Below are 18,691 nucleotides of genomic sequence, written 5' to 3' on the forward strand. Positions count from 1 at the left end.
ATATCGCTGAAATTTTCTATAATAGAGCATTAAAATTACGGGGTCATTGTGCCCGAATCAGAAAAACTCGAGGAAAAAAATGCCTAAGATCGAATGTAACGAAAAACTGTTTTTTGATGCTATCGGAAAAAAATACACTTATGATGCTCTGGAAGATGTACTTCCTTGCGCTAAGGCTGAACTGGACGAAAAGCCTGATATGAGCCAGCCTGAAAATGAGCGCGTTGTAAAAATTGAATTGAATGATACTAACCGCCCTGACCTCTGGTCTACAAACGGTGTTGCTCGTCAGATTAAGCTGCACGAAGGCGGAAAAACTGTTGACTATATGAAGCTGATGTCTAACCACGGCAACAACGACTACGGTGACCGCATTGTTGAGGTTGACCCTGAGCTTAAGGATATCCGTCCTTACATGGTTGCTTTTATGATTACCGGTAAGGCAATTGATGATCCTATGCTTAAGGACATTATCCAGACTCAGGAAAAGCTGGCATGGAACTTTGGCCGCAAGCGTAAGTCTATTTCTATGGGCGTTTACCGCGTTGACCAGATTAAGTTCCCTGTTCGCTACCACGCTGTTGACCCGGACAAGACTAGTTTCGTTCCACTCCAGTGCGACGCTCCTATGACTTGCCGCCAGATTCTTACTGACCATCCAAAGGGAAAAGATTTCGGCTGGATTCTCGCTGATATGAAAAAGTTCCCTCTTTTGAGTGATGCTAAAAACGAAGTGCTTTCTATGGCACCGATTATCAATTCAGCTACCCTCGGTGCAGTTCAGGTTGGTGATAAAGACCTGATGGTTGAGCTCACTGGTGATAATATTGAAAACTTGATTTTGTCAGCTAACATTGTTGCATGTGATTTTGCTGATCAGGGTTATGAAATCAAGCCTATTCTTGTAAAGCATCCTTATGATACAGGCCTTGGAAAGGACATTATGGTTCCTTACTACTTCCAGCCAACTACAAAGACAACTCTCGGTGCAATCAACAAGCTTCTTGGAAGCGACTTTGATATGAACAAGGTTGTTGATGCTCTTACACGCATGGGAAGCACAGTTGAAGTTAAGGGTGAGGAAATTACTCTCTCGCCAGCTCCTTACCGAAACGACTTCCTCCACGAAGTTGATATTATTGAAGATGTTATGATTGGCTGTAACGTAGCCGCATTTGAGCCACGTACTCCACAGGACTTCACAGTTGGACGCCTTCTTCCACTTACAGAGTTCAGCCGCAAGGCAAAGACTTTGATGGTTGGTCTTGGTTATCAGGAAATGATTTTCAACTATGTAGGTAGCAAGAAAGACTACATCGACAATATGCTGATTGACGGTTCAAAGGTTATTGAAATTGCAAACCCAATGAGCGAAAACTATCAGTTTATCCGCCCTGAGATTTTGTCTAGCCTTTGCCGTGCCGAGGCCGGTTCAGCCAACGCTATGTATCCTCACAAGATTTTTGAAATTGGTAAGGTTGCATATCTTAAGGAAGATGAAAACACCGGAACTATTACACGCCAGCACCTTGGCTTCTTAACTGCAAGTGCTAACGCTAACTTCAATACTTTGGCCAGCGAAGTTTCTTCACTTGTTTACTTCCTCGACCACGAATACAAAGTTGTTGAAAGCGAAGACCCACGCTTTATTCCTGGCCGCCAGGCTCAGCTGATTGTTGATGGACAGCCAGCCGGTGTATTTGGTGAAGTTCATCCACAGGTTCTCGAAAACTGGGGAATTACAGTTCCTTGTGTAGCAGGCGAACTCGATTTGGAAACCTTGATGGCTACTGCAGATACAAAGACTGATGCTGAAAAGGCAAAAAATAAGAAGGTGGTTGAGCCTGTCGAAACCACCGCTGGCAACAATCAGAAATCCGAAGCAGAAACAAACCCTGTAAAATACTTCAACGAGCACATTGAGCTCCGCGTTGCAAAAATCACAAAGGTAGAAACAAACCCACAGGGCGACAAGCTCTATATCGAAACTTTGGATGACGGCACTGGCACAGAACGCATTATTCAGAGCGGCCTCCGCCCATACCTCACAGAAGAAGAACTTCTCGGCCAGCACGTAATCATCGCTGCTAACCTCGCTCCACGTAAGATGAAGGGCGTAGAAAGCTGCGGAATGCTCCTAGCCTGCGACTACACAGAAGACGGCAAAGAAAAGGTTGAACTCCTCACTGCTCCATGGGCGCAACCTGGAACCATCATCCAGATTGAAGGTGCCGAATACACCGGCGAAAAGCCAGCCAAAATCGACATCGACCACTTCTGCAAAATTGAATATCGCGTAAGTGGCAAATGTTTCACAATCGCAGGCCAGAAGGCCCTCGCCGCAGGAAAACCTGTTACAACAAACAAAGCCGACAACTGCGAAGTTTGCTAAAAATAGATCCTGAAACAAGTTCAGGATGACGAGGTGGTTGAGTGACCGCGCGCGAACGCACCGGTTGTATCGAAACCACTTGTTAAATAGAAGACCGCCCGAAAATTTCTCGGACGGTCTTTTCTTTTACATAAACCTCTGCAAAACAGCAGAATGTTCTATTTTTTCTTTTTGGAGAGCTCCTATTTTGTATTTATTGATTTCATACATTTTATAAAAACAGGCCGGATCATCAGAAAGAAGCAGCAGCATCCTGTTCGAAGAACTAGGTTTTTCCCCCTGTTCATATTTGTTAATTGTCAATTCACCCATTCCAAGAATTATTGCAAAAGCTTTCTGGCTGGCATTGTATTTTTCGCGGATGGAAATTATCTTTTCGGGAGTCAGCTCGTCAGACTGTTTTTCTGCAGCCGACTTCCCGAGTTTTAAGGATTCTTCTAGTTGTTCCATCGTCTGAAATTCGCATCCACACACAGAGCATTTATACATAGGTGCGAGGAAAGAAACATTTTTTCCATTAATAACAACGTTTGTTTCCTTTTTGATTTCAGAAACTTCAACAACCTTTTCACAATCCGGACAAGATAATTTACTAATCATATTGACCCTCCTTATGGAACGACATTACTACTCCTGCATCACCTGCGGCATCACACCAAATTTTCAACTTGATGTACAACTTCGTGTTTTTGTATGGCTTGAAGAACACCATTACATCACCGGCACTTCCATTATCATCTTCCGTAGGCCCGCTGTAGAAATCTTCAGGCGTCAGATTTTTTACATAGTCCATAACATCTTTTACGCTCAAACCTTCATCAAACAAAAACTGCATAGTCTTCTGCCTGTTTCGAGGTTTGAAATATAATTTGTTCTTATCAATCAGTTTCTTTAACCTCATAATAAAAACAGATGCCGCCAAACTATTGTTCATTACCCAACAATCCTTTTATACCACAACTTTTCAATACCAATATAAAACAAAAGAATAAATGTGTCAATTAAAAATTCAATTATTGATTTTAATATGTGATTACTGCCTTTCCCAATCCTGTAAAGTGTCGTGAACAAGCGTTTCAACAGTTTTTACAACTGCGTGTTTTAATTCAGAAATAGTTTCGGACTGCATTGCAAGCGTCTGAGGAACGAACAAACGGTACATTTCAACTTCAAGTACATTTGCCAGCTTTGCCAAGGTTTTGTCGCTCGGCCAGAGCCTTAAACCTTCTATTGAATTTACAGTCTGCTCCGAAATTTCAGCTTTTTCCGCCAGTTCGAACTGCGACCAGCCCTTTATCTTTCGGTATTTTTTGAGGTTCAAACTCAAACATTCTCTTAATTCTTGTGATTCCATCTTGTAAGTATAAGTTTGTACCTTACCGCATTATTTTGAAACTTATCGAGAATACAAATATATATTAACTACACATTGACAATAGGTTATCTGCGTATTAAAATTAAGTGCGTATTGATAATTTTGTAGTAAAAGTAGGTATGGGATAACAACTACAGAGGAAGAAAATGAAAGAGTGTATATATAACAATGACAAAATGGAATATAGAACTGTGCATGAAATTTGTAAAAATGAAGAGATGAAGAAAATAAATCACTCTGAAAATGACATTCCATGTATGGGTAAGAACTGTGGAATGTTTGAAAGAATCAGCACTAATAATGATTATATAAAATCAAAATAAGATTATACTGGAGAGCTTTATGAAAAAGAGAAATTTATTGATTATTGTATTAGGTGTAATTACAACCCTAAAACTTTCCGCATATGATTTCGTTTTTGTGAATGGTGGATATATAGGAGATTTAGGTTGGAAATATACGAATGGCGCAGTGCTGAATGGAAAGAAGTTTTACCATGTGGCCGATTCCTATAGAGAACAGCAAGGTTTCTTTGATACGATTATTGGAATGAAAGTTGATTGCTGGCTTTATGACACTTATACATATCATAATGGTGATGGCAGTGAAATTTATAATAAATATATACCTGAGTTTTTTAAGAGTTGCGGATGTTATATTGTATGGGAAAAAGAAACTTCCTATGACGTTCTTGATGTTGTAAAAACCCTAATGAAACAACGAAACTGTGATGTTGCAATTTATCTCATGTTAGGTTGGGGATATGTAGTAAACTATGATAAAAGCAAAAATAGATATTCGCTTGATATGTTTAAACCGTATTCTCTTTACTGAAAACAATCCATGATAAATAGATGTGAAGCCGAATATGGTAATCAAAGTGATAGCAGTAATTTTATGGCGGTGTTTTTTTGAACAGAACTTATGAATAGAAGTAAAATTACATTGGAAATGGCGGAAGCTTGTTATAAATATGCAAAAGATATTTATCCACACAAAGAAAAAATTAATGAATTAGCAAAACGTATTTCAGAAGAAACTGAAATGAAAAAAGGTTCTGCTATAGATTATATTAATTGCTTCTTCAATATGATTGTTGGTACGCCCCTTGTTCATGATATGAGCGAAAGGGATATTCGTTGTTATTTTAAAAATATTGAAAATGATTATGGCGATGAAATTCTTAGGAAAGCCTTAAAGTCCTTGCAACTATATCTTATTAACGAAAAACAAAATCATCCAGGCTTACAAAAACTTCTTAACGAATATTATCAAGATTTTGAGATATAATTTTTATGAAAAAAATAATCATAGCGTTTTTAGCTTTGTTAGCAACAACAAATTCCTTTGCTCAAAACATTCAGACAAAAACACTTTATCGTACCGGCGTGTACGGTCAGACTTTTGAATTAGTAGAACTCAGCGATGACGATGGTTGCATTCTGTGTCTGATTATGTCAGATAATAAAAATACAAATAGAACCGGTGTAACATTTTATGATTCAGATTTACCTACCACATATTACATTTTTTCAAATTTCTTCACAAATCCGAGCGAGTATTCAAAGGCAATAGAAGCAAGCAAAGCGTTTTTGATAAAAGCATGGTTTTAGTTTACCTTGCCGATATGAAAGATATTTGTGATATAGCTCCATGCTGTGAACTGGAAAATTACAGTGTTCAGCAGTCTGAAAACGGTTCAAAATATATACATATCGAGTATGACTGCACAGACTTGAATTTGTTGTTTGAAATTGCAGGAATATATAATGCAAAAGGTCGAGCCTATGCCCTGGAAAAATATGTGAAATAATAAATCAAAATTTGTGCAAGAGGTACTTATGAAAAAACAAATCATCATTTTATTTTGTTTATCAGTTTTGTCATTCAATGTATTTGCAGGAAAGCCTGTAAGTAAAGAACCGTCACCACTTTCTGTACTTGAATCCGAAGAAGAAAAAAAATCATGGTGCGAAAGTGAAGGTTATGCTCTTGTTTTAGGAAGAAATCTCCATTACTGGCTTTATGATTCCTATTTATACCATGACGGAGACATTTCTGAACTTGTTTTTGAAATTGTTCCAAAATGGTTTCAGAGCATGGATTATTTTGTTGTAGAAGATTATAACGTTACTTCTCCAAATAATAGTTTAGCTGACTCTGTAAAAAAACTGATGAAAGATTTTGACAGTGATGTGAGCATTACTTTAGTAAAAACAGAAGATGGTAAATCTGATTATATTTGCGTAAACAGCTATGATAGTGATTCAAATCTTTATACAACTTATGTTTTTTACGGTACAAAAGCTGACCGGGCAAAAATAGACCCAAAAAAAACAGAGAAATCGCAAGTCTCAACTAGCAATAATTCTGTTAATAATTACGAAACTTTCATTCAGGAAATAGTAAAAGAGCTCAATAAAAACGGAAAAAGCACAGCAGGCGATAAATTTTATGAAAATCTAAAAATTACTAAAAATGCCGGTAAACGAGGCACAAAAACAGAAGATCAGTTTGGAAATCCATTACCAGATACTGCTTATGAATACATAATTTACATGCTTAATAAAGAAAGAAGCCAAGGACAAATTAGTAAACATACCATTTCAATGATTGAAAATGAATGTAAGGCACGATACACCGTTCCCCAAAACTATAAAATTTCACTTTCTATGTCAAATTCTTCATTAGCAGATGTTATTAATTCTTTACTATAATAAAAGCAAATAACTTAAGAGGCTTAAAATGAAAAAAAATTCTTATGCAATTTTAATTCTTTTTATTGCAAATACTTTGTTATTGACCGCCCAATCAAAACAAACTTATTCTAATAAACCTTTATCTATTCTCGGTTTTGATAAAAACTCTACACGAATGGAAGTCGAACAATCATTAAAAGACTCAAATATTGAATATGAACAATACTTTTCCGATGAAGAAAACTGGATAGCCGATACAAGGTTCAATCGATTTGGTGGTGGAGCAACAATAGTCTATGAAGTTGAATGGAACAATATGTTTTTTGACAAAATGAATTTTTTGTATGACTCAAAACAGAAAATTTCAATAATTGAAATGTATCCAACAATAGATGCCTCATTTGTTGAAGTTAAAAAGTTATTTAACGAAGTTACTGCACAATATCCTAAACGTAAAACAGTTTCCTTTCATTTAGGAATGACTGATGACGATAATGATTTAATTTCTATCCTTATTAAGAATGGCGCAAACGAAAATGAATCAGCTGTTCTAACATTAACAGAACCTTACGTTTATGAATTTTATTTTAATGGGGGACAACTGAAAGATTATACGGAACTTAGCGAATGGTAAATGCGTTAGCGCTGTGAAGGGCGCCGAAGGCGGCCACCGCAAGCGAACGAATGAAATGAGCGAGTGCGGAGGCTGGAGCGAAAGCGGAACCCGTAACATAGCGACCCGAAATGAACGAACGAAGTGAGTGAATGAAGGGAAACGCCCATATATAAAATATTTTACTTCACCTCATTCACAAGCTCTTCCCCACCCGCAAACGCCTTTATATTTTCCAGCGTTGTATCCGCCAGATTCTTCAATGCATTTGTCGTAAGGAAAGCCTGATGCCCGGTGATGATTACGTTCGGGAATGTCAAAAGTCGCGCCAGTACATCATCTGTCATAATATCTGTAGACCAGTCGCTGAAGAAGTATTTGCTTTCTTCTTCGTAGACGTCCATGCCGATGCCGCCGATGTGACCATGCTTGAGAGCGTGAACAAGAGCCTTTGAATCAATCAGGGCGCCGCGACCGGTATTAATAATCACCGCATCCTGCTTCATCATTTTCATTGTGTCGTGGTTTACGATGTGTTTTGTTTCTTCGGTGAGCGGGCAATGCAGGCTGAGAACATCGCTCTGGCGGAAGATTTCATCCTTGCTCACGTAAGTTGCACCGGTCTCGCCTGCCCATTTTTCATTTGGGAATGGGTCATAGGCAATAATCTTCATACCGAAGCCTTTCAATATACCAGCCATAATCTGGCCGATTTTTCCGGTGCCCAAAATACCAGCGGTCAACCCGTGCAAATCTCGCCCGGTAAGGCCATCAATATTAAAGTTAGCAGTTTTTGTACGCAGGTATGCCTGTGGAATATGGCGGGTAAGGGAAAGCAGTAAAGCCGCCCCGTGCTCAGCAACCGCATAAGGCGAATAAGCCGGAACTCGCACAACTTTAATTCCTGCCGCCGCAGCTGCTTTCAAATCAACATTATTAAAACCGGCACATCGCAGGGCAATCAGCTTTATGCCGCATTTTTTCAGCACATCAATAACTTCCGCATTCACCACATCATTTACAAAAACGCAGACCACATCAAAGCCCTGTGCCGTCATTGCCGTGTTTTCATTCAGCTTAAAATCACGAAAATCAATTTCATAATTATATGGATGTGAACCGTCAGCTCCGCCTTGATTCGCTTTTGTAAACGAAGCCTTGTCGTAAGAACGGGTATCAAAAAATGCAATCTTCATAATGTTTGTCTCCTCTAACTCTCACAAATAAGTTAACACAGAGGCAAGCCTATCGTCAACAATTTAAATCTTACGGTATTCGCGCACAAAGTAAATAATTTCTGCCAGAGCAGTAATTGTCCAGGAGAAAATGTAAAGCAAAAAGAGAGACTGAATTGTTCCGAACCAGGCGAAGATTGTGTAAACCCATAGTATCCGGAAAAGGCAGGAACCAAGCAAAACAATAACCGTAGGCACAGAAGTTTTTCCGAGACCCCGGCTGGCGGCTATGGTGTTATCCATAAAGGTTGCCACTGGATATGAAAACCACATGATTGACATTCGAAGCATTCCGGCCTGAATTACCGCAGAATCGCCGGTGAAAAGGGAAAGGCACTGAGGTCCAAAAATAAACATTGTGCTGCTCATGCCCGCTCCCAGCAAAAAGGCGTAGAGGTTTGCAATCAGCATGCTGCGAAGAATACGGCTTTTATTGCCAGCCCCGTAGTTCTGACCAATAAAAGTTGCACAGGCTATGTAAAAAGCATTCATGGCACTGTAGATAATGTTATCAAGATTCGCACCGGCTGCAGTTCCCGCAACCATTGTTGCATCAAAGGAATTTACACCCACCTGAATAAAGGTATTTGCAACTGCAAAGATTGCATTCTGCATGCCCGAAGGAATTCCCACCTTTAGTATTCGGATTGTTTTTTCGCGGTGCAACTGAAGATGACTAAAGCTAAACTTTATATCTCCAAGGTCGCGGCCTCGAATCAGGGGAATCATAACAAGGATTGCAGAGACATACTGAGAAATTACACTGGCAAGGGCAACCCCGGCACAGGAAAGCTGGCATACAATCACAAAGAAAAGATTCAAAATAATATTGATAATACCGGCAAATGTAAGATAATAAAGCGGCCTCTTTGTATCACCGGCTGCACTCAAAACAGCGTTTCCGTAATTATAAAGTGCAACTCCCGGCATACCCAGCATATAAATCTTAAAATAGATTACAGCTCCATCCAGCAATTCAGGTTTAGTCCTGATTAGTGACAGCACAGGTCTTGCAAGCAGATATCCACCTATCATCAAAATAGTACCGACAATCATGGAAACTATAAAAGATGAATGTAATGCCTGGTCCAAATCCTTTTTAGATTTTGAGCCGATATAAAAAGCAACGATGACATTTACACCACCGCCCAGGCCCATCAAAAGACCTGTAAATAAAAAGAGCAGCTGAGAAGTTGAACCCACCGAGCCCAAAGCCAGAGAACCAGCAAAACGACCAACTACCGCAATGTCTGCAATATTAAAAAGAACCTGAAGAAGATTTGAAAAAATCAGAGGGATACTGTAAAAAAGGATTCCCTTAAAAAGAGGGCCTGTAGTTAAGTCCCGTTCGTAAGAAGTCTTTGCTTTTCTTTCACTATTTACCTTAAGCATGCTAAAGACAATAGTGAAACGTCATAGAAGTTTCAAGTAAATAAAGGCTTTAAAAAAGGTTTAAAAAATGCCGGCAGTCATAAAAAAACCGCCTGATTCGCATCAGACGGTTTATCATTTTTTAACTGATTATTTTAGAATCCGAGTCTAACAACCACACCACGTGCATTTGTTGTAAAGGTAGTAGCACTCTGGTCGTTTACATCGTCGTAGCAGAAACCGTATGCAAGTCCACCGCGTTCGCTGTGATCATGCCAGAACTTTGAGAAGTAGTTGCATGGACCAGCATTATAATATGCAGCAGCATTGTTCCAGTAAGCATCCGGCTCAAGGTGAGCAACGTGGCGGTTAAGAGCCGCACAAATCCAGGCTTCAAGAGCAAGCTCCATTGGGTTACCAGAAGCAAGAACTCCATAGCCTTCGAATACTTCGCTTGTTGTTGGCTTACCGCGGATTACGTAAGTCTCTCCTGCAGTTGCAATTTCACCATACTTTTCGATACAGCGGAAATAAAGATTATTGCCATCACCTGTTAGTATAAACTTACCCTGTGGATGTGTTACAGTCTGGCTCTTTGAGGCAATTGTGTTCCAGGTTTCTGTCACATAAGCATCAAAGTAATTTCCATAAGCTCCGCCGGTTCTGTTATCAAAAGCACCCTTACATGGAGCGAAGATTCTGTAATCACTTACGAGAGTTTTAAATTCGTTTGGCATTTCGGCACGGAAAGCTTCCCAGATTTTTTCGCGTTTTACAGAAATACCAGTCTGCTGAACACGGCCATCATTATCATAAACGTTCATAAGAACAGGGAAACCAAGCTGGTCTACCTGAGTTGTGTTTACCCAGAAACCATGTTCTGCAACTGTATACTCAAGCCAGTCAAAATATGTTTCATAGTTTGGATCTGCTGGATTGCTCAAAGAAGGAAGAACAACACCGTTTCCATTTCCCCACATTACAAGAGGCTTACCGTAAGAGTAGTAAATACGTCCTGAGTGTGAAAGCGGAATCTGGAAACCAGAGTTCTTTACATCAGCGAGAGTGTACTGCCATGTGTCAGATGATGAAGAGCCGATAGGAATAAGTGCTCCATCCGGGCGGGCATAGCACCATACATTATTCTGATTCATACAGATGATGTAAATGTAAATCTGATTATCAGCAAAAGCTCCGCGTGTATGATTCTGGAACTGATAGGTTACCTTCATTCCGTTATTGCGTGGAACAAGGGTATCATTTGTATCGATTGGAATTCCTCTGTCATCTGGATTAACAGGGTTACCAGGATTTTCTGGATCTCCCGGATTTGGATTACCAGGTTCTACTCCATTTGAACCAGAAAGATTTGTAAGTTCCCAAAGCTGAGCATCTGTGCCGTTCCATGTCCAGGTCTGAACATTAGCTCCATCCTCCTGTGAGGCTGCACTAACATCAAGAGCAAGTCCAGAATAAGCATTTATGATTTTGTAGTAAGAACCTTCTTTTGTGATAAACCAGTCCTGATTTCTGTTGTTAAGGTCTGTCCACTGCAAAACATTTGTTCCGTCAGTTGTACCCCAGTTAGCAGCATCAAGAGCAAGCTTTGAATAAAGATTTATGATTTTCCAGCTGCCATCAGAATTCTGGCGCAAAATCCACTGCTGATTTGCCTGATTGTCGCCATATCCCCACTGATGAACATTTGAACCAGGGGTTGTCTGCCAGTTGTCATTGTCCAGAGATTTTCCTGAACATTTTGCAATAATTTTATAAGTAGCACCTGAAACAAGTCCTGAGCTGTTTCCTGAAGGAGCAGGCCTTCCTTTTACATTTACTTCAATACCTTCTGCTTCTGAACGTCTTCCGTTCTTTACAGCAGCAACTGCAATCACATGATTTCCAGAATAAGCTTCAACTTCTACCTGTTTCAAAACAGATGTTTCATCAACCTTTTGTCCATCAAGATAAATGTACCAGGCATCAGGCTTTACAGAAGGACAGCCCCAGGCAAGACGAATAAGATTGTCCTGACTAACATCAGCTACGAGTCCAAAGGGAATTGGAATAGAAGAATCAATCGAAAGAGATCCGTCTACTACAACACTTCTTGAAGCTGAAAAGGAACTTGTTTGTGAAACATCACTAAGTAAGTTTGAGCATCCGCTTAAACTTAAGGCAAGGGCTGTAATTCCTGCACAGATGGCAGTTCTTACTTTTTTCATGAAAAAACCTCCGGTTTTTCTAAGGGTAGTTTTTCATTTAATCTATGTCCCCTCCGAAAAACATAAAGGATTAAACTATTATAATGCTCTCACCCTTTTTCCTTGCCGTAAAGTCTTAGTTTTTTCGGTATGTTATGATTTATTTCGGTTAGAGATTAGTTTCGGACTTTCTGTAAATCTGAAAGGTCCTTTGTTAAGGTTCTGTCCTCCGGAAATTTTTCGAGTCCTGCTTCAAGAATAGCCTGAGCCTCATCAAAGTTTCCGCCATTAGCCTGACGGGCAAAATTGTTATGAATAATCGCAATTGAATTATTATAGAAATTATTCTGCATTGCTTTTACTTTTGTGCTCTTTGGAAGCTGATTCAGAGCAAGCGCCGCAGCCCTGTAGCCTTCTTCGTATTCACGCGAATTCATAAGACTGTTCAACTTATCGAGCCAGAAGCTTTCAAGATGCAGCTGGGCACGTTTCTGGCGAACAGGATTAGAAAAGTCTTTTGTCGTAAGCAATCTGTTAGTCTCAACTATCTTTTCTTCCGTTGAAAGGGCATCTGTAGCAGACAAGATTATTATATCAGTTATGATTTCCTCTGATTTTGTAATCTGAGCAGGCGATATTCTTTCCTTATATTTTTCGTAAGCTGATTTTGCCAGCGGATAATCCTGCTCTTTGTTACAAAGAACTAAGAGATTTATAAATGAGCTGTCCAGATTTTTCTGCAGAAATGCAGTGTTTCCCCAGCGGTCTATAAAAGTGGAAAACCAGTCTAGTGTGGACGAGTAAGCCGCGGCGGAGCTTGGAATCAGATTCACGTAGTTTGCTGCAAGAATATCAAATTCATTTCTTACAGAAGCTACAGACTTTGAATTTTCCTTACAAGCTGCTTCCCAGCGGGCAGCCCCAAGCGGTACAGCTTTTTTATAATTTTCTGACTTTATATACTCTGAACAGAGATTTCCCGCTATCAGTCCTGTAAAAACGCCATCACTTACTTCTGTTCTATTGGAGTAATATTTTTTCGGTACAACATAATATTTTCTTATCTGGCTTTCATGTTCAATTTCTTCTTTACTTCCCGGATTAAAGCCATAAGGATTTGTTGTTTCAACATCAATCTTCTTTAGCTGGCCAGGCTTGCCATCAGTCACAGGAACATAAATTGAACAGAATGCATGTTGTGTAGTCCTCTGGCCACGTACATCAAGTTCTGCTGCCTTTGCTGCAGCCATGTACAAAACCGCTGAAGAGACACAATTGTAAAAACCTTTATCCATAGCAAGATCAATTTTTGTTTGATTAAGACTGTAAGCTGCAAGATAATCGCGATAAAGAAGCTTAAGAATTGCCCTTCCCCTTTCTTCTTCTGAGAGACTCATAATTTCATGGGAAGTCACTTCTTTTTTAATATCTTCAAATTGATTCCAGCATCGCTTCCATACTTCGCTTCCCCGCTCACACTCAGAAAACAAAAGCCCCATTTCAAAAACTTCATCGGCCGTATAATTTGTATTACCTGCTTCACTCTTTGAACCTAAGACAGAAAAAACAGAAAAAAGCGGCTCCATAGAAGGATGCTCTTCCTCTGCAAAAAGACCCTCAAAACAAATCAGGAAAATAAATAGAATTAGGATTCTTTGTAAAAGCCCTTTCTTAAAACTCAACATACAGAAACGGTAAAAGATTCTTTTTTAGATGTCAAGCATATCAACTTATTCAATTCAACTTATTCATTGAACAAGAGCCCATTTTTTAATTAAAATATTAATTATGGAAAAGAACGCAGACGAACAATACAACAAGATGGTAAACACCCCGGTTTGGAAGCTGATTACCAAACTTGCAATCCCTACAATAATTTCTATGCTGGTTACCTCGCTTTACAATATGGCCGACACCTTTTTTGTTTCGCAGCTGGGTACCGAGGCCAGTGCCGCTGTTGGAATTGTTTTCCCGATTATGTCCATTATCCAGGCCTGTGGTTTTACACTTGGTATGGGTTCGGGAAGTCTGGTTTCTATCCGTCTTGGACAAAAGCGCAACGAAGAAGCTTCTATAATCTCTTCTACCGCTTTTTTTGCGGCGCTTGGTGTAGGCCTTCTCATCACAATTTTTGGTAACTCCTTTGCCCGTGTAGTTCTGGGTTTTGCCGGAGCTGATGATTCTGTTCTGCCTTTTGCCCGTGACTATGCTTTTTATATTTTCTGGGGTGCTCCTTTTATGTGTGCCTCTTTTGTTTTGAATAATGATTTACGCGCCGAAGGAAAAGCTTTTTTCAGTATGATTGCTTTAACCACCGGCGGAGTCCTCAACATGATTCTGGACCCATTTTTTATTTTTAAGGAAATGCCGCTTTTTGGAGGCTCTCTTGTTCTTAAAGGCTTTGGGCTTGGAATTCGTGGTGCGGCTCTTTGTACCCTGCTCACTCAGTTTACCAGCTTCTGGCTGCTCTTTTCTTTTTATCTGAGACGAAAATCTATCTGCCACATCAGCATTAAAAATGTTTCTAAAGATATCCGCCTGCTGGGCAAGGTTACCGCAACAGGACTTCCTTCTCTGGCACGCCAGGGACTTGCCAGCATCGCTTCTATTTTGCTTAACCGTAACGCTGCCCTTTTTGGAGTTTCTGCAATCGCCGCAATGTCTATCGTTGGAAAAATCATAATGTTCATTGCCAGCATGATGATTGGAATCGGCCAGGGCTTTAGTCCGGTCAGCGGCTACAATTACGGAGCAAAGCGCTACGATCGTGTAAAAAAAGCTTATGTTTTCCTCGTATGCAGTGGAGCCGCAGTTATGTCTGTTTTTGCCGCTGCTGCCGTTATTTTCGCTCCTCAGATTATTGCCGCCTTCCGCAATGACCCGGATGTAATTGCCGTAGGTAGTGTTGCCCTGCGCTGGCAGGCAGCTTTCTTACCGCTTCACGCTTTGATAGTTGGAACTAACATGCTTATGCAGTCTACCCGCCACATAAAAGCTGCAACCTTCCTTTCAATGAACCGCCAGGGCATTTATTTTATTCCGGCTATTTTGATTTTACCTCAGCTATTCGGGCTTTTTGGTGTAGAAATCAGCCAGGCTGTAGCAGATTTGTTCAGCACATTTACCGCAATTCCTTACATGATTTGGTTCTTCAGAAAACTGCCCAAGACGGAAATTTCAGAGTAAATCTATAAAATCAGAAAATCTTAACCCCTTCTAAGTTTATTAGAAAACTCTAAAATCTTTTTTTTATTTTCCGATAATGGAAGTATGAGAGCATCTAATAAGTCTAGTATCATAACCGGAGTCGCTTTGCTTGCGCTGGCGGCCCTTTTTACAATCAGTTTGATTCTTTTACCCCTGGATTATGGCGTTTCTGGTCCGGGACATAATAATATTTTGTATTTACTCGGAGATATGCTGTACTCTGTTTACGGCTTTTGCAGCATTTTGATTCCAGCCTTCCTGCTGGTTTCGGGACTTTCCTGCTTTGCTTCTAAGTGGACTGCCCGCAAAACTCTCCGCCTGCTTACTGCGCTTATTCCGTTTTTCACCTGTGTTGTAACAGAAAGCATAGTTCGTTCTATAGTAAAGGTTGATCATTCTCCTTTTGCAATCGCTAAAATTCTTATTGCCCTTGTTACCGGCGCTATGCTTGTAGTTATTGAATATCTGGGAACAGGTATTATTGCAGACAGACTTAACCATGGTGGCTTTAAAAATCTTAGAAGACCTTTGAAAAAAGCAGCTAAAGCCCCGACAACCTCTTCCACCCTTACAGAAACAGAATCTGCTGATGGCTTTACAGAGGTTGGAGTGCTTTCTGACGACGCTGTAGAAGCTGATGATTCTTCTGCAAATGAAGATGAAAACGATCTCCTTGAATTTAAGAAGCTTTCTAAATTCAAAGAGCCTGAAGAAGAAAAAGAATCTATTTTCTCTAAGCTTAAAAAGAAATTCAAAAAGGCTGATGCTGAAGAAGAAGATGATGATGTCGAAGGCCCTAAGAAGAGCACAATTTTTGATGCCATCCTCGATGATGTTCAGCCTTACGAAGAATCAGTTCCGGAAGAAAGTGAAGAGACTGCCGTAACTGAGCAGGCTCCCGCAGCCCTTGCCACTGCTGCAGCAACTGCTACTACAGTCGCTGCAACCGCAGCAGCAGCCGCTACAAAGCCTGCATTTACAATTCCTCCTGCAACAGCAGAGGAAGCAGCCGCTCAGAGCTCTATGCTCACACAGGAAGAATTTGCAGCGCTTACAACTCCAGAAGCACCTGCAGATGAACTCGAATGGCCGGATCTTCCTCCTCAGCCAAAAAATCTTCCTCCAGAGTATGATGCAGATTTTGATGAAAATGATCCTGCTCTTGAGTTCCCTCCAAAAGATACACCAAATGCGGGGGTTGAGTGCTCGCGAAGCGAGTGTATCGAAACCACCAAAGAAGCCCCAAAAGCAGTTAATCCAAACGACCCATATGCAACAACACGCTACATCGACTCGGTTGTAGAAAATCCTCTTTATCCTCATAAAATTGTAATCAGCGATGATTCGGATACTCCTGAGTCTGAGGAAAAAAAAACTCCAGCTCAGCCGGTAACTGAAAAACCTAAGTATCCAACCCGCATTCAGCTTAAAGATGAAGCTGTATACGAAAGCAAAAAGGAGCCGGAAGTTTCTGAAGCTGATGATGGATATGTAGAAGATGAAACTCTTCCTTTCCCGGATTTTGATATTGAAGAACCGGCCATCAATACAAAGCCTGCAATTTTAGCAAAACAGGAAAATCATAATCCACATGCATCTGCTAGTGAAAATGTTACTAACGAACGTTCGGTAGGTGAATATTTTGAAGATGATATAGACGAACCTAAGATTGCAACAAAAGAAAATCTCTATAACTATTTTGAGAACGTAGATAAAAAGAAAACTTCTCCAAAAATCGAAGATCCATATCAGGCTGAAAAAGGCTCAGATTCAGATACTGATGAAGTTGAAGATGTAGAAGACAATCCTCAGATTTTCGATCAGCTGGCTCAACAGCAGGAGCAGGCTGATGATGAAGACGCAACAGAAGATGACGAAGTAAATATTTCGACTGCAGCAGCCAGTGTTTTCAAAGACATGGATGCAGACATCAGAAAAACAATGCCTGCTAAAGAAAAGGCCCCTGCAGCATTGGTAGCAGCAGCAGCATCAGCCGGTTCACATGGCCCGGCCCACGGCGGAGCAACAAACCTCACTAAAGATGAACTTTCAGATTTCTTCAATGCTCAGCAGGAAGAAAACACTCCTAAGACAAAAGAAATTGCCGCAAATCCGCCAAAGACAAATCGTGCCACAAAGAAAGGCCCTTATGTAATTCCATCAGATTTACTCACAGCCTACAAAGATGACCAGTACTGGATTATCGACGATGCAACTAAACAGGCTTCGCTTAACCTCAAGCAGACCCTCGCCGAATTCAACATCGAAGCCGACATCATCGGAATCAAAAAAGGTCCGGTTGTTACAATGTTCGAAATCCTTCCGGCACCTGGCGTAAAACTCAGTAAGATTGTTGCTCTTCAAGATAACATTGCCCTCAGCCTTGCAGCTCAGTCTGTCCGCATTGTAGCTCCTATTCCTGGAAAGCAGGCCGTTGGTATTGAAGTTCCAAACCGCAACCGATCGGTAGTTGGCTTCCGCGAAATCATAGAAATGGATCTTCCAGAGTGGAAGAAGATGGCTGTGCCTGTTGTACTTGGAAAAGACATTCTCGGAAAGGCCCAGCTCATTGACCTTGTAAAAACGCCTCATATGCTGATTGCCGGTGCAACAGGTTCCGGAAAATCTGTTTGTGTAAACTCACTGATTCTTTCGATTTTGTATAAACGTTCGTTCGAAGACGTGAAGATGATTCTCGTTGATCCTAAGGTTGTCGAGCTCAAACTTTACAATAATATTCCACATCTTTTGACTCCTGTAATCACAGAGCCAAAGAAAGCCCTTCAAGCGCTTCAGTGGTGTCTCTGTGAAATGGAACGCCGCTACGCTTTGCTCGATGGCATGGGTGTACGTGACATTTCAAATTATAATGCAAAAATCAAAGAGCAGAAAATATGTACAGAAAAGCTGCCTTACATCGTTGTTATTATTGATGAGTTTGCAGACCTTATGGCAACAAGTGGAAAGGAACTCGAAAATATCGTAGCCCGCCTTACAGCAATGAGCCGTGCCGTAGGTATTCATCTTGTACTCGCAACTCAGCGACCTTCTGTAAACGTAATCACAGGTTTGATTAAGGCTAACATCCCGACCCGAATCGCCTTTATGGTTGCCAGCCGAACAGACTCTAACATCATTATTGATACAGTCGGTGCAGAAAAGCTGCTCGGCCGCGGTGATATGCTTTACGCTTCTGCAGTGGACCCTGCTCCAATCCGAATCCAGGGAACCTTTGTAAGCGACCAGGAAGTTGAAAACGTAGTTACCGCTGTAAAAGATTACGGCGAGCCTGACTACATCGACGAAGAGATTTTCGTTGAAGATGATGACGAAGAAGGAGCCCGCGACCTCTTCGGCGAACCAATGGACGACGATGACCCATTGTACGACCAGGCTCTCGAAATTGTTGTTCAGAGCGGCAAGGCAAGCGCCAGCTACATCCAACGCCGTCTCAAAATCGGTTACAACCGCGCAGCCCGTCTCGTTGAGGAAATGGAAGAGCGCGGAATTGTCGGCCCACAGAACGGCAGTAAACCTCGCGAGGTAATTCACATTCCATCTTAAAATGAGGTCATGCTGAACTTGTTTCAGCATC

At 40.8% G+C, this 18,691-nt stretch carries 17 protein-coding genes; 10 read left to right on the forward strand and 7 right to left on the reverse strand.

Going from position 1 to position 18,691, the window contains the following annotated elements; all coding sequences use genetic code 11:
- Window positions 1-79: 79 nt before the first annotated feature.
- Entirely contained in the window at window positions 80-2,392 is a 2,313-nt protein-coding gene (pheT, locus tag G626_RS16395; protein ID WP_022932825.1) for a phenylalanine--tRNA ligase subunit beta, read from the forward strand.
- A gap of 126 nt (window positions 2,393-2,518) precedes the next feature.
- Here the strand turns inward: pheT and G626_RS0110930 are convergent, their stop codons facing one another.
- From G626_RS0110930 to G626_RS17610, 3 genes are all read right to left on the reverse strand, one after another.
- Entirely contained in the window at window positions 2,519-2,992 is a 474-nt protein-coding gene (locus G626_RS0110930) for a type II TA system antitoxin MqsA family protein (protein WP_022932826.1), read from the reverse strand.
- Complete coding sequence (locus G626_RS16400) at window positions 2,985-3,326, reverse strand: type II toxin-antitoxin system MqsR family toxin (protein ID WP_022932827.1); 342 nt, start codon at window positions 3,324-3,326, stop codon at window positions 2,985-2,987. The genes G626_RS0110930 and G626_RS16400 overlap by 8 nt, the downstream gene beginning before the upstream one ends.
- Window positions 3,327-3,425: 99 nt before the next feature.
- Window positions 3,426-3,746 (reverse strand): helix-turn-helix transcriptional regulator, encoded by a 321-nt coding sequence (locus tag G626_RS17610; RefSeq protein ID WP_022932828.1) that lies wholly within the window; start codon window positions 3,744-3,746, stop codon window positions 3,426-3,428.
- 167 nt (window positions 3,747-3,913) lie between these two features.
- On the opposite strand from G626_RS17610, the gene G626_RS18125 reads away from it, so the two are divergent.
- From G626_RS18125 to G626_RS0110975, 7 genes are all read left to right on the forward strand, one after another.
- Window positions 3,914-4,090: a hypothetical protein gene (locus tag G626_RS18125; RefSeq protein ID WP_022932829.1), complete on the forward strand. Its 177-nt coding sequence runs from the start codon at window positions 3,914-3,916 to the stop codon at window positions 4,088-4,090.
- A 19-nt stretch (window positions 4,091-4,109) separates the two neighbouring features.
- Complete coding sequence (locus G626_RS0110950; RefSeq protein WP_022932830.1) at window positions 4,110-4,601, forward strand: hypothetical protein; 492 nt, start codon at window positions 4,110-4,112, stop codon at window positions 4,599-4,601.
- A gap of 90 nt (window positions 4,602-4,691) precedes the next feature.
- On the forward strand, window positions 4,692-5,057 hold the full coding sequence (locus G626_RS0110955; protein ID WP_022932831.1) for a hypothetical protein: 366 nt from the start codon (window positions 4,692-4,694) through the stop codon (window positions 5,055-5,057).
- A 5-nt stretch (window positions 5,058-5,062) separates the two neighbouring features.
- Entirely contained in the window at window positions 5,063-5,380 is a 318-nt protein-coding gene (locus G626_RS0110960; RefSeq protein WP_022932832.1) for a hypothetical protein, read from the forward strand.
- A gap of 14 nt (window positions 5,381-5,394) precedes the next feature.
- Window positions 5,395-5,580 (forward strand): hypothetical protein, encoded by a 186-nt coding sequence (locus G626_RS0110965; RefSeq protein ID WP_156003311.1) that lies wholly within the window; start codon window positions 5,395-5,397, stop codon window positions 5,578-5,580.
- Between the two features lie 28 nt (window positions 5,581-5,608).
- Entirely contained in the window at window positions 5,609-6,484 is an 876-nt protein-coding gene (locus G626_RS0110970) for a hypothetical protein (protein WP_022932834.1), read from the forward strand.
- A gap of 28 nt (window positions 6,485-6,512) precedes the next feature.
- On the forward strand, window positions 6,513-7,100 hold the full coding sequence (locus G626_RS0110975; protein WP_022932835.1) for a hypothetical protein: 588 nt from the start codon (window positions 6,513-6,515) through the stop codon (window positions 7,098-7,100).
- Between the two features lie 161 nt (window positions 7,101-7,261).
- Here G626_RS0110975 and G626_RS0110980 read toward each other — a convergent pair whose 3' ends face one another.
- The 4 genes from G626_RS0110980 to G626_RS0110995 all read right to left on the reverse strand — a co-directional run bounded on the left by G626_RS0110980 (window position 7,262) and on the right by G626_RS0110995 (window position 13,574).
- Window positions 7,262-8,275 carry a 2-hydroxyacid dehydrogenase gene (locus G626_RS0110980; protein WP_022932836.1) on the reverse strand — a complete coding sequence of 338 codons (1,014 nt, stop codon included), beginning with the start codon at window positions 8,273-8,275 and terminating at the stop codon, window positions 7,262-7,264.
- A 63-nt stretch (window positions 8,276-8,338) separates the two neighbouring features.
- Window positions 8,339-9,706, reverse strand: a complete 1,368-nt coding sequence (locus tag G626_RS0110985; RefSeq protein ID WP_022932837.1) for an MATE family efflux transporter — start codon at window positions 9,704-9,706, stop codon at window positions 8,339-8,341.
- Window positions 9,707-9,840: 134 nt separating this feature from the next.
- Window positions 9,841-11,910, reverse strand: coding sequence for a beta-1,3-glucanase family protein (locus tag G626_RS17615; protein WP_022932838.1), 2,070 nt, complete (start codon window positions 11,908-11,910; stop codon window positions 9,841-9,843).
- A gap of 155 nt (window positions 11,911-12,065) precedes the next feature.
- Entirely contained in the window at window positions 12,066-13,574 is a 1,509-nt protein-coding gene (locus G626_RS0110995; RefSeq protein WP_196800484.1) for a hypothetical protein, read from the reverse strand.
- A 103-nt stretch (window positions 13,575-13,677) separates the two neighbouring features.
- On the opposite strand from G626_RS0110995, the gene G626_RS0111000 reads away from it, so the two are divergent.
- Complete coding sequence (locus G626_RS0111000; RefSeq protein WP_022932840.1) at window positions 13,678-15,075, forward strand: MATE family efflux transporter; 1,398 nt, start codon at window positions 13,678-13,680, stop codon at window positions 15,073-15,075.
- 84 nt (window positions 15,076-15,159) lie between these two features.
- Window positions 15,160-18,660: a DNA translocase FtsK gene (locus G626_RS17960; RefSeq protein WP_231365114.1), complete on the forward strand. Its 3,501-nt coding sequence runs from the start codon at window positions 15,160-15,162 to the stop codon at window positions 18,658-18,660.
- Window positions 18,661-18,691: the final 31 nt, after the last annotated feature.

It is taken from the genome of Treponema bryantii NK4A124 (assembly GCF_000421345.1).
Taxonomy (GTDB): Bacteria; Spirochaetota; Spirochaetia; order Treponematales; family Treponemataceae; genus Treponema_D; species Treponema_D bryantii_B.